Here is an 11919-nt window from a genome sequence, read left to right on the forward strand (position 1 = left end):
GTTTAATTTAGTACAGGTTTCATGACTTGCGAGAGCGCCGTGCACACCCGGTCGATATCTTCGTCGCGCATCGCGGGGAACAAGGGCAGCGTGATCGTGCGCGCGCCGATATCTTCCGCGATCGGAAAATCGCCCGTCTTGAAGCCGTGCGCCTTGAATAGCGAGAACAGATGCATTGCCGGGTAGTGCACGCCGATGCCGATGCCCTGCTGCTTCATGGCCTCGATAAATTCGCCGCGCGTCATGCGCATGCGCGCGAGCGGTAGCAGCGGCTGGAACATATGCCAGTTACCGTTGACGAAGTCGGCCAGCGGCAGTTCGAGGCCAAGCGCCGGGTCGAGTCGTTCGAAATAGCGTTGCGCCAGCTCGCGTCGCCGCGCGTTGAAGGCTTCCAGCCGCTCTAGCTGGCCCAAGCCGATGGCGGCGGCGATGTCGGTGAGGTTGGCTTTGCCGCCCAGTACGTCGACATCCATGGTGCCGTCCGGCAGCCGTGTGACGCCTTGCAGACGCAGCTTTTCGAACAGCCGTGCCTCGTCTTCGTCGTTCATCACCAAGCAGCCGCCTTCGCCGCTGGTCATGTTTTTGTTCGGATGGAAGCTAAACGACACCAGGTCGCCGCCTTGGCCGATACGTTGGCCGTTCCAGCTCGCGCCCATCGATTGGGCGGCGTCCTCGATAACGCGCAAGCGGTACTGTTCGGCAATGCGATAGAGCCGCTGGCGGTCGACCGGCAAACCGGCCAGGTCGACCGGCATCAGCGCGCGCGTACGCGGCGTGATGGCGGCTTCGATCCGATCGAGGTCGATATTGCGCGTGGCCGGGTCGACGTCGACGAATACCGGCGTGGCACCGACGGCCAGAATGACGTTGGCGGTGGCGATCCAGGATAACGGCGTGGTGATCACCTCGTCCCCCGGGCCGATGCCGGCGATTTGCAACGCCATTTCCAGCGCGGCCGTCGCGGAGGTGACCACGCGTACCGGGCGACCGCCGGCGAACGACGACAGCCGGGCTTCGAACTCGCGGCAGCGCGGACCGGTGGCGAGCCAGCCCGAGCGCAGTACATCGCCGACGGCGGCGATGGTGGCTTCGTCGATATCCGGGCGGGTAAAAGGCAGAAAGTCCATGAGCGATCCTTGGTTTAACTGCGCGCGACCAACACGACGCCGATGATGATGACGGCGATGCCGGCCATCCGTTGGGCGGTGATCATTTCGCCGAACAGCCACCAGGCCAAGAGTGCGTTGACCACGTAGCCGATAGACAGCATCGGGTAGGCGACGCTGACCTCGACACGCGACAACGCAAGAATCCACACCACCACACTGACCACGTAGCAGGATAGGCCGCCGAAAATCGGCAGGTTGGTGGCCAGTTTCCAGCCGATCGGCAGGATGTTGGCCGGCGAGAAATCGAAGTGACCGATCTGGCGTACGCCGGCTTTCAGGCAGAGCTGGGCCGCGGCATTGAGTAGGACACCTAGCAAAATCAGGGCGAATTCGAGCAATTTCATGGTTTGGCGACCACCATCCGGCGCGGGTCCTGATACACGATCTGCATCGGCAAGCCTTGTGCCTTGAGTTGTTGATAGGTGTCGCCGGCCATCATGGCCAGCGCCCGGTGCGCGGCGCGCCAGCGCACGGCGAAGCCGTCGAGCGTGGGAATCCAGCGAGTGGGTTCGGTCTTCTCGCCCAATTCGAACTCGTCGACGTAGTCGACCAGCACCACATCGCGATGCAAATAGAACGGCAGCGTCTGATCGTAGTAGCGGACCGAGAACACCTCGGTATCGGGCGTCGGTTTGAGCATCGCCACGATTTCCTTGCTGCTCTTCAGTTGCGCGTAGGGGTTGTAGCCGACCTGGATCAAGGTCAGCGACGCCAAGCTCGCCAGCGACAAGGCAATGACGGCGGCGGTCAGGCGCTCCAGCGCCAGAAAACGCCAGGCGCAGGCGGCGCCAAGCAAAAAGGTCAAGGCGCCGAGCGCCGTGTAATGGGCCAGCGGCCGCAGCACGGCAAGCGGAGTGTCGGGCGAGACCCAGCGCTGGACGAAGAACGTCGCCACCAGCAGCGACAGCCAGAACAGCACCGGCACTAGCAGATGCTTGAGCAGCCAGGCCGGTCGTTGGCGCGACAGCAGGTGGCCCGCCAACAGCGCCAGCGCCGGGAACATCGGCAGGATGTACGACGGCAGCTTGGAGCCCGATTTGCTGAAAAACAGGAAGACGAATACCGCCCAGACCAGCAACAGGCGGTCGGGCTGCATCTGGCCGCGTCCCTCGCGACGCAATCCTTGCGACAGGATCGGCGGCAGCAGCGTGACCCAGGGCATGAAGCCCACCAGCAGGTAGGGGACGAAATACCAGAACGGCCCGGAGCGGCGGTGCTCGGTGGTCAGGAAACGTTCGACGTGCTCGTGGATAAAGAAAAAGTGCGCGAACCCTGGGTTCTTCAGTGAAACCTGTATAAACCAGGGGGCGGTCAACAGCAGCAGAACGATCAGGCCCGACACCAGGTGCAGTCGGCGCCAGAAGGCGAATTGGCGGAATAGCAGGCTATAGAGCACCAGCACGGCGCCGGGGATGGCGATACCGATCAGGCCTTTGCTCAGCGTGGCGCCTGCCATGCCGGCCCAGCACAGCCACATCCAGCTTCGACGGGCGCTTTGCCCGGCATCTTCGCGCTGAGCCAGCAGAAAGCTGCACAGCGACAGCGTCAGGAAGGCCATCAATCCGGTATCGAGATTGAGGAAGTGGCTGTTGAGCACCACCCAGCAACTGCTGCCCATCACCATGGCCGACAAGTTGCCGGCCTCGCGGCCCCATAGACGGTTGGCGGTCAGGCCGACCAGGCCGATGGACAAGAAGCCGGCCAGCGCCGGCCACAGGCGCGCGGCGAATTCGTTGATGCCGAACCATTGGAAACTGAGCGCGCCAAGCCAATAGGGCAGGACGGGCTTTTCGAAATAAAGTAGGCCGTTGAGGCGTGGCGACAGCCAGTCGCCGCTTTGTAGCATGCCGAGCGACAAGGTGGCGTAGCGGCCCTCGTCGGAGTGAATCAATACATTATGGCCGAGGGCACCGAACCAGATGACGGCAAAAACCACCCATGCACACCAAGTATGGCGAGTCGGTGTCGAGGTCGTATCAAAAGAGTGATAGGTCATTGAGTTGGCGGTTGGCGCGACGTGGTAGTGGACGAATCGACAGGGGAATCATCAAAGTCTGACATAATAACTAGGCTGACTTGAAAGCACAAACATCCTATCTATTTACCGAGGTCTTTATGAAGAGCTTGAAACGCGCCGATTTGAGCGCGCTCAGTGCACAGGCGGCAGCCGCACCGCGTCTGCGTGCCCATCAGAATTTCCATGCGGAATTGGCCGACCCGATTCAGCGCTTGGCGATCGCCATGGAGCCCGGTACCTATGTGCGCCCGCACCGTCATCGGCATACCTTCGAGTTGCTGATGCCGTTGTCCGGGACTTTCGACTTGATCCAGTTCGACGATGACGGTTCGGTCTGCCGCCGCGTCCGCCTTGGCGGCGAGGGTTTGGCGCTGTGCGAACAAACGGCGGGCAGTTGGCATTCGGTCATCGCGCTCGAGCCCGGTAGCGTGATTTTCGAGGTCAAGCATGGCCCCTATATGCCTTTGGGCGCCGACGATATCGCCGCCTGGTCGCCGGCCGAGGGCGAGCCGGGCGTGGCCGCCATGATGGCATTTTTGGCGCGCGCCCAGGCCGGGGAGCGCTTCGCCGGCTAGTAGGAGTAGCCGTAGGCTGGGTTCGCCGAAGGCAACCCGCCTTCGCGCACGTGAGGTTGGTGCGTTGCTTCGCGAACGCACCCTACGGCGACAGTTCCTGCAGGTGTCTTAGCAGACAAAGCGTTTTTAATCGTTTGGCATTATGCTTGAGTCTGGTCAAACCCCGCACCGTCGCGGCGGTCTACAGTGGTTTATCGACTAACAGGAGTTTGCCATGCTGTACCAGCGCATATTCGTTCCAATCGACAACAGCACCCCTTCCGACCTGGCACTGTCCGAGGCCATCCGGCTCGCCAAGTCGCTCTCCGCCACCTTGATCATCGCCCACAGCATCGACACGCCGACTTATGGCCGAGGCAATCCCGAGATACTCGACAGCGCCGCGTTGGAGCAGCCGCTGCTGGAGAGCGGCAACAGCCTGCTTGAGGCCGCCAAGGCGCGCGTCCAAGCCGCCGGCGTGGCGTCGGAAACACTGCTGTTGCAAAACCGCGGAGACCCGATTGCTCAGGTATTGTTGACGGCCGCCAACAACGTGGCGGCCGATGTGATCATCATGGGGACGCATGGTCGCAGCGGCATCATGCATCTGCTGCTGGGCAGCGTGGCCGAGGGCGTGCTGCGCCAGGCGGATCTGCCGATTCTGCTAGTGCGAGGGGATTGAGCCCCTCGTCGTCTTCAAGCCGGTCGGCGTGCCGTCACCAGCCAGCAGGCGACGGGTGCGCCGCCTTCCACCCGCAGCGTTTCCGGAATGATGTCGATCTGATCGAAACCCTGCCGGCTCAGCAATGTATCCGCGTAGTGTTCGCCATGACGGAAACGGCCGGTCGGCTGGATTTCGTATTCTTGGGCCGAATCGGCCAGTGCTTCCAACGTCATGACTAGACGGCCGCCAGGACGCAGGGCGCTGTAGGTCTGCTGCAAGAAGGGGGTCAGGTCGCCGAAATAGATCAACAAGTCGGCGGCGGTGATCAGGTCGTATTGCGCGGGATGGGCGCTTAGCCAGTCGATGATTTCTGCGCGCTGCAATTGATGGTAGCGGCCGGTTGCCTGGGCGTGCGCCAGCATCTTATCCGACAGGTCGATACCGGTGAGGCTGACGCATTGGCCGGCGATCAGGTTGCCGACCAGGCCGGTGCCGCAACCGAGATCCAGCGCGCGTAGCCCTTGGCCGCAGGCCACGGCCACCGCGCCGGCGACAATGTGATGGCCGCGATAGCCCAGTTCGGCCTGATGGCTGTCGAAGGTCTCGGCATAGTCGTCGTACTTGGCTTCGATATAAGCATTCGAAGCGCGAGTCGGCACTTGGTCGCGCAGGCAGGCGTGGTAGAGGTGCAGCGCGGTCGGGTCTTCCGGGTTGGCTGCCAGATGTTGGCGATAGCACTCGGCGGCATCCGCCTGGCGGCCGAGACGAGCCAGCGCCATGCCGCGCATCACCAGTGGTTGGCCGTCGGCCGGCGCGGCGACGAAAGCGCGCAGCACGCATTCGGCGGCGTCCTGTTCGCGGCCTTGGCCGGTCAGCCAGTTGGCGTAGTTGGCCCAGGCATCCACCAGGGTTTCATCGAGTGCCACGGCGTGCTCGAAAGCTTCGCCCGCCAATTCGGTTTCCCCGAGCTTCTCGCGCATGGCGCCCAAGTTGTTCCATACCTGCGCGTTTTCCGGGTTGAGCAGCAGCGCATGTTGGAAAAAGCGCACCGCCTGTTCGGGCTGGCCGTGGGCCGCCAGCAGGTTACCCAGGTCGTTGAGCCAGTCGGCGCGGGCCGGGTCGAGTTCGATGGCATGCATCATGCGCTCGATGGCGCCCAGCATTTCGCCTTGCCGGAACAGCAGCAGACTGCCTAGATGCAAGGCCGGCGCGAATTCTGGCGCGCGGGCCAGCAACTGCGTGCACAGCGCCTCAGCCTGCGGCACATCGTTTCGCTCTAATGCCGAACGTGCCTGTGCCAGTTCCGCTTCTGCCTGTTGCTGATCAATTTGCATGCCATCTCTCCGATACCCGCTCTGCTAGCAGTATGTAGTATTTGTTTATCTTAAAATACAAGTTATAAATTGCGCTACTCTGTTACGCACGCTTTTGTGTCTTCACCCCCCATTCCCCCTTGGGCAGTGTCCCCACGCGCGGTGTCAATGCGCTACCATCACGACATTATTAATGTGGAGTGGAATATGCCTCGCATTTTGATGTTGTATACCGGCGGCACCATCGGAATGGCCGATACGGCCGAGGGGCTGGCGCCCGAACCCGGCCTGCTGCCGCGCCTGATCGAACGCCTACAAGATTCGCATTGCCAATTGGAGGTGATCGAATATCCGCAACTGATCGATTCCTCCGACATCACGCCGGCTCACTGGCGGCAGATAGTCGACGATATTGTCGGCCGTCGCGACCGGTACGACGGTTTTATCGTGGTGCACGGAACCGACACCATGGCCTACACCGCCTCGGTGCTGGCTTTCGCCTTGCAGGGTTTGGGCAAGCCGGTGGTGGTGACCGGCTCGCAACTGCCGCTGATCCGGCCGCGTAGCGATGGCTGGAGCAATTTGGCCGACGCCATCGAGGCGGCCTGTCAGCCTGATTTGCAAGAGGTGGTGGTGGTGTTCGACCGGGTGATGTTGCGCGGTTGTCGCGCGCGCAAAGTCGATGCCGCCGGCTTTCATGGTTTCGATAGCCCCAATTGCCCGCCGTTGGCCGAGTTCGGCATTGCGCCGACATGGTATCGCGAACGTTGGCGCGTGGCCGCCGATGCGATGGCGCCGCAATCGCCGCGGCTTAACGGCAAGGTGGCGGTCTTTTTCCTGACGCCGGGCGTGGGCGCGGGCTTGATCGGCGCGACGCTGTCGAACGCGTCGTTGGACGGCGCCGTACTGATGAGCTATGGCAACGGCAATACGCCGGCCGACGAAGGCTTGCTGTCGGGGGTGGCGGCGGCCTGCGCGCGCGGCATGCTGGTGTTGAACATCACCCAAGCGGTGTGCGGCGCGGTGGAGCCGGGCGCCTATGCCGCCAGCCAACCGCTGGTGCGTGCAGGGGCGATCCCGGGCGGCGATCTGACGCCGGAGGCCGCTTTGGCCAAGTTGCTCTGGGTCTCGGAGCAAGCCGGGAGCCTGGCGGATAAGCGCAGTGCGTTGACGCGGGATTGGGTCGGCGAGGCGAGCTGACTTTCGACACGGCGAACCTGTCCTTTTGGACAGGTTCCGTAATGGCCGCATAGGCGCCAAAGCCCTCGGCAGACTATCTATTCGGCCATTTAAGGATATCTTGTAATTTAAATCGATTAGTTGAATCACCTGTAACTATTAAATAGTATTGCTCGCTCTTCCACTTTCAAAAGCGCGAGCTTTCATGGACATCACTTCGCTCTTGGCCAGCTTCGCCACCGCTTTCAATCAGGAAAGCCGTGCGCTCTCGCTGGCGCTTGCCGACAGTTTTTCCGCCGAGCAGCTGCTGCCCTTGGAGGTTGTCGGGGAAGAAGGCGTTTCCCGGGCGTATCGCTACCGGCTCACCTGTTTGTCTCCGGATTGCGCCATCGAGTTGAAAACACTGTTAGGTCTGCCGGCGCGGTTCGGCATCGCCGGGGCGGACGGTGTCGAGACGGTGCGCTGCGGCGTGGTGTCCAAAGTGGAATTGCTAGGATCCGATGGCGGTTTCGCTCGCTATGCCCTGACGGTGGAAAGCCCGTTTTCCCTGCTCCGGCACCGTAAAACCAGCCGCGTGTTTCAAGATGTCTCGGTGCCGGACATCGTCAAAAAAATCTTCGCGGAACATGCCGCTGCCAATGCCGTCTTCGCGCGGGTTCAGACCTTGGACCTACACGTGCGCGACGCGCGCCCTCGGCGTTACTGCCTCCAATATCGAGAAAGCGATTTCGATTTCGTCGAACGCCTGTTAAGCGAAGAGGGCTACGCCTGGCGCTTTGACCATAGCGACGACGCAAGCGGCTCGTCGCCCGGTACCATCCCGCAGGTCAAGCTGGTGGTCTTCGACGATTCGTTCAACTTGCCCGAAGCCGCGGTTTGCCGTGTTCGATACCATCGCGCCGACGCGACCGAAGCGGAGGACGGCCTGACCGACTGGCAAGCCTCGCGCCAGATCGTGCCCGGCAGCGTGGCGTTGGCCTCATTCGATTACCAGCCGGTGTCTACCCGGCATGCCGGCGACGACAGTCGCATCGAGCAAGGTCGAAGCGGCGCGGCGTTGCAAGCCAGCTTGCAGGACTACGATAGCCCCGGCTTGCATTACGCTGGCGATATCGAGCAACTGGCCCGTTACGCCCAGCTACGTCAACAGGCGCACGATTTGCAGGCCAAAGCGTTCCAAGGTTCGGGCCCGGTGCGCGGCCTCGCCGCCGGCCAGATCTTTCGCCTCGACGACCACCCGGCGCATGAGCAGGATCGCCGCGAGCAGCGAGAATTCGTGGTGACGCAGCAAAGTTTTACCGCGCGCAACAACCTGCCCACCGATTTGGCGCAAATCGCCGGCATGGGCGATCGAACCGCCCAGGTCCCGTTCCATACGCAATTCCAGGCCCAGCGCCGCGGTATCCGGCTGACGCCGCCTTACGCCGATAGCAAGCATGCCAAACCCACCAGCCTTGGCTCGCAAACGGCGACGGTGGTCGGCCCCGCCGAACAAGAGGTTTATACCGATCGGTTCGGACGCCTCAAAGTGCAATTTCATTGGCAACGGCAAGGGGAAAGCCCGGCCGATCTGGACGACAAGTCCTCCTGCTGGCTGCGCATGGCCATGCCATCCGCCGGCGCGGGTTTCGGCCATCAATTTTTACCCAGAGTCGGTCAGGAAGTCTTGGTCGACTTTATCGAAAACGATATCGATCGTCCGGTGATCATCGGCGTGCTCTATAACGGCAGCCACCCGACGCCCGGCTTTAGCGGCGTCGGCCGTTTGCCGGCCAACAAGACGCTGTCCGGCATCAAGAGCAAAGAGCACCAGGGTAGTCAGTACAACGAATGGCTGTTCGACGATACGCCCGGCGAAGTGCGCGCCAAGTTCAGCAGCGAGCACGCCAAAACGCAACTCAACCTGGGCTTCCTCACCCACCCGCGCCAAGACGGCAAGGCAGAAGCGCGCGGCGAAGGCGCGGAACTACGCACCGACGCCAGCCTCGCCTTGCGCGCCGCGCAAGGGGTGCTGCTCACCACGTATGCCCGGTTGCAGGCCAGCCAGAACCAGTTGGCGCGCGAGGAGACGCTGGAACTGCTCGATCAGTGCGCCGAGCTGTTCCAGGCTTTTGGCGACTACGCCGCCCAGCATCAGGCGCTACCGCTGGATCGTTCCGTGCAGCAAGCGCTGATCGCACAGCTCAAGGCCTGGGAACACGGCAGCAATACCGCGCCGAAGCAAAGCGGCGGCGGGGCCCCGCTGATGAGCCTGGCCGCGCAAGGCGGCCTCAGCTACAGCACGCCGGCCGGCATCGTCGGCTATGCCGGTCTCAATTACGACCTGGCCGCCAAGAAACACCTGCAGTGCAGTGCCGGCGAGCAGTACAGCGTACAGGCCGGCAACGGTATCAGCCTGTTCGCCCAGTCCGGCGATATGCGGCTGATCGCGCACCAGGGGCCGATGTTGCTGCAGGCCCAACACAACAGCCTGACGGCGGAGGCCGAGCAAAACATCCGGCTGTCGGTGGTCAATGGCGAGGTGCTGGTGCATGCCCCCACCATTCGGCTGGTTTCCAACGCCGGCTCTTTCATCAAGCTCGACGGCAACATCACGCTCGGCACCCCGGGAAAAATCTTCCAGCAAGCCAACGCCAAGCATATGAGCGGGCCGGCCGGCGACAGCGTGCCGTCGCCTAACTTCGCCGCCGGGCCGACCGACCAGAAATTCCAGCTGCACTATCCCGGCGGCGGCGCGGTACAACCCGATCTGGCGGCTAACCGCGACTACGAAATCACGCTGAAGGACGGCAGCGTGCTCAAGGGCACCACCGATGACAAGGGCCAAGCCGACCTGCTGCAAGACCAGGCGATGCAAGTGGCCCGGGCACGCATCCTGCCCAAACAAAACTGACCAGGAGCGCAACCATGAGCGAAGACGTTTACTACGTCGGCGAGGCCTCGGCCTTGCTGCTGCCCAACCGATACAAGAACCACCCGGTGGAGGTGAAGCGCAACCACGCCGGCGTGATCATCCTGGTGCACGGCGTCAACGACGTCGGCGTCAGCTACCCGGCGCTGGATGCCGGGTTGTGTGCCGGCCTCAATGACCGGCTGGATCGCCCGGATCTGTTCCCCAACGACTTCCGCCTTCCCAAGGAGGGCGACGAGGCGGTGGACGACCCGGACGCGATCTTCTACCAGCGCGTCGCCAACGACCGCACCAACAGTCCGGTGATCCATTTCCATTGGGGTTATCGGGCGGGCAAAAGGGAAAGAGGTAAAGAGCAGGTCTATGGCCAGAACGTAGACGAATTTGGCAACCGCCTCGATGCGCGTTTCGCCAAAATGGGCGGCATGTTCGCCAATGCCACCAGCAATATCCCGGATATGTTCGGCGGCCGTTTCAAGGGCGGCTTCTTCACCTGGCTGGCGGACCAGGGCGCGGATAGCGTGCACAGCCTGAAGCAATGCCCGGACCGGCGCTACATGGCGCTGGCCGCCAAGCGGCTGGCGGCGTTGATCCGGCAAGTTCGCCGGATCAGCCGCAACGAGACCATCACCCTGGTGGCGCATAGCCAGGGCTGCCTGGTGTCCTTGTGCGCACAGGCCTTTCTGCACCAGGACGGCGGCGCCGACGGCTACGCCGATTGCCTGATCATGAACCATCCGCCTTATGGCATTCATGAGCCCTGGCTCGACTACGCCACGCAAAGCGGCCATGAACAGCAGACCTCCCAAGCGCGGGTGGAAACGCTGATCAACCTGGTGAAGCTGATCACCGACCAGCCGCATCCGCTGCCGGAGCTGCGCATCCTGGAAGAGCGCGAATGTTCGCTCGGCCGCACTGGCCGCGCCTGGACGCCAAGCCAGGGGCGCCGCCCGTGGGTCGACAGCGCCAATCTCGCCGGCGACAGTTACCACAACCTGGCCGACCCGGCGCAGGGCATTGCGTTTCCCGAGCGCGACAATCGCGGCAAGGTGTATTTGTACTTCTGTCCGCAGGATCGCACGGTGGGGCTGGCCAATGTGCAGGGCATCGGCACGCTGGGCGTGCCGCAGGCGGTCAATGGCACGCCGGTGCATAAACATGAGGCGCGGCACCGTGCCGCGCAGCCGATCCCCTTGCTCGGCAAGTTGGGGCCGCGCTTCCTGCAGCGGGTGTGGAGCTGGCGCCACCGCGGCGGCCAGCCCACGCTGGTGGGCGCGGCCCCGGGCCTCTACACGCCGCGCGAGTCGGGGGAGCCGGAATACGACGGCGGCGATTTCATCGACACCTTGTCCAGCGTCGCCCTCGACCCGAACGAGCAGGTGCAGATCACTGGCGAGGCGCTCAACCCGCCTTTCCGCCCCGATTTGCACTACGGCGAGGACAGCGGCGCGGCCATGCCCGGCAATATGGAAAAGCTCATGAGCGCCGAGGGACCGGGTTATATCGGCCAGCAAAACGCCGACCCGATCGATGCCTGCGACGCGTTGGTCAAGGGCGGCCTGCCCACCGAGGAAGCCAAAGCCGCGGCGGCGGCCGGCGACCAGGAACAAGCCGGCCGGCTGGCGCGCCAGCACTACCAGAACACGGAAACCTTCAAAAATTCCTACCACTCGTCCATCGTCGCCAACCCGGAGCATCACCGTTGGGTGACGGCCATGGACGTGGCCATCGGTCAGGCCTGGAGCATCGATAACCCGTTCTGGCTGAAGTTGTTGCAAGCGATGGCTGATTGGCGTACCGATTGGGACAAAGAAAAGGAAGGAATGGTGAAATACGACCAACTTGATCCGCTTGTGCGGGAATTGGTGGAAGCCACCGCCAAGTACTACCAGGAGGGCGTGTTCCCCGGCCACTTGGTGCCGACGACGCCGCCAGCGCCGATCGTCAGTCAGACCCGGGCGCAACGATCGCAAGGAGGCCGCGCATGATGCACGGCGCCGTTCGCCCGCGCCTTTGGCCCTGGCTGTTGGTTCTGTTAGGCTGTCTGGCCATGTGGATGGTAGTGGTCGAAACTATCATCTGCCCTGCGTCCCTGATCACGGAGCCCACGCC

Annotated in this window: 9 protein-coding genes; 5 read left to right on the top strand and 4 right to left on the bottom strand. The window is 62.9% G+C overall.

The annotated features are described in order from the left end of the window. Positions 1 to 2 precede the first annotated feature (2 nt). From DFP86_RS00075 to DFP86_RS00085, 3 genes are read right to left on the bottom strand one after another with little or no spacing between them, the layout of a single operon-like run. Positions 3 to 1127: a DegT/DnrJ/EryC1/StrS family aminotransferase gene (locus DFP86_RS00075; RefSeq protein WP_133677965.1), complete on the bottom strand. Its 1125-nt coding sequence runs from the start codon at positions 1125 to 1127 to the stop codon at positions 3 to 5. Between the two features lie 14 nt (positions 1128 to 1141). After that, positions 1142 to 1513: an SMR family transporter gene (locus DFP86_RS00080; RefSeq protein ID WP_133677966.1), complete on the bottom strand. Its 372-nt coding sequence runs from the start codon at positions 1511 to 1513 to the stop codon at positions 1142 to 1144. Next, positions 1510 to 3105 (bottom strand): ArnT family glycosyltransferase, encoded by a 1596-nt coding sequence (locus tag DFP86_RS00085; RefSeq protein WP_166642096.1) that lies wholly within the window; start codon positions 3103 to 3105, stop codon positions 1510 to 1512. The genes DFP86_RS00080 and DFP86_RS00085 overlap by 4 nt, the downstream gene beginning before the upstream one ends. Positions 3106 to 3284: 179 nt before the next feature. Between DFP86_RS00085 and DFP86_RS00090 the strand changes: the two genes are divergently transcribed. Then, on the top strand, positions 3285 to 3761 hold the full coding sequence (locus tag DFP86_RS00090; RefSeq protein WP_133677968.1) for a WbuC family cupin fold metalloprotein: 477 nt from the start codon (positions 3285 to 3287) through the stop codon (positions 3759 to 3761). Positions 3762 to 3975: 214 nt separating this feature from the next. Further along, entirely contained in the window at positions 3976 to 4422 is a 447-nt protein-coding gene (locus DFP86_RS00095) for a universal stress protein (protein WP_243729271.1), read from the top strand. 14 nt (positions 4423 to 4436) lie between these two features. Here DFP86_RS00095 and DFP86_RS00100 read toward each other — a convergent pair whose 3' ends face one another. Beyond that, entirely contained in the window at positions 4437 to 5738 is a 1302-nt protein-coding gene (locus tag DFP86_RS00100; protein ID WP_133677969.1) for a tetratricopeptide repeat protein, read from the bottom strand. 186 nt (positions 5739 to 5924) lie between these two features. Between DFP86_RS00100 and DFP86_RS00105 the strand changes: the two genes are divergently transcribed. From DFP86_RS00105 to DFP86_RS00115, 3 genes are all read left to right on the top strand, one after another. Beyond that, positions 5925 to 6917, top strand: a complete 993-nt coding sequence (locus DFP86_RS00105) for an asparaginase (RefSeq protein ID WP_133677970.1) — start codon at positions 5925 to 5927, stop codon at positions 6915 to 6917. A 184-nt stretch (positions 6918 to 7101) separates the two neighbouring features. After that, complete coding sequence (locus DFP86_RS00110) at positions 7102 to 9789, top strand: type VI secretion system Vgr family protein (RefSeq protein WP_133677971.1); 2688 nt, start codon at positions 7102 to 7104, stop codon at positions 9787 to 9789. 14 nt (positions 9790 to 9803) lie between these two features. Next, entirely contained in the window at positions 9804 to 11795 is a 1992-nt protein-coding gene (locus DFP86_RS00115; RefSeq protein ID WP_133677972.1) for a T6SS effector phospholipase Tle3 domain-containing protein, read from the top strand. Positions 11796 to 11919: the final 124 nt, after the last annotated feature.

Source organism: Paludibacterium purpuratum (assembly GCF_004363805.1).
Lineage (GTDB): Bacteria > Pseudomonadota > Gammaproteobacteria > Burkholderiales > Chromobacteriaceae > Paludibacterium > Paludibacterium purpuratum.

Excerpts from the sequence above, each read along its gene's own strand:
- DFP86_RS00105 (WP_133677970.1), top strand. The coding sequence starts at position 5,925 with ATGCCTCGCATTTTGATGTTGTATACCGGCGGCACCATCGGAATGGCC.
- DFP86_RS00110 (WP_133677971.1), top strand. The coding sequence starts at position 7,102 with ATGGACATCACTTCGCTCTTGGCCAGCTTCGCCACCGCTTTCAATCAG.
- DFP86_RS00075 (WP_133677965.1), bottom strand. The coding sequence starts at position 1,127 with ATGGACTTTCTGCCTTTTACCCGCCCGGATATCGACGAAGCCACCATC.
- DFP86_RS00090 (WP_133677968.1), top strand. The coding sequence starts at position 3,285 with ATGAAGAGCTTGAAACGCGCCGATTTGAGCGCGCTCAGTGCACAGGCG.
- DFP86_RS00080 (WP_133677966.1), bottom strand. The coding sequence starts at position 1,513 with ATGAAATTGCTCGAATTCGCCCTGATTTTGCTAGGTGTCCTACTCAAT.
- DFP86_RS00115 (WP_133677972.1), top strand. The coding sequence starts at position 9,804 with ATGAGCGAAGACGTTTACTACGTCGGCGAGGCCTCGGCCTTGCTGCTG.
- DFP86_RS00100 (WP_133677969.1), bottom strand. The coding sequence starts at position 5,738 with ATGCAAATTGATCAGCAACAGGCAGAAGCGGAACTGGCACAGGCACGT.
- DFP86_RS00095 (WP_243729271.1), top strand. The coding sequence starts at position 3,976 with ATGCTGTACCAGCGCATATTCGTTCCAATCGACAACAGCACCCCTTCC.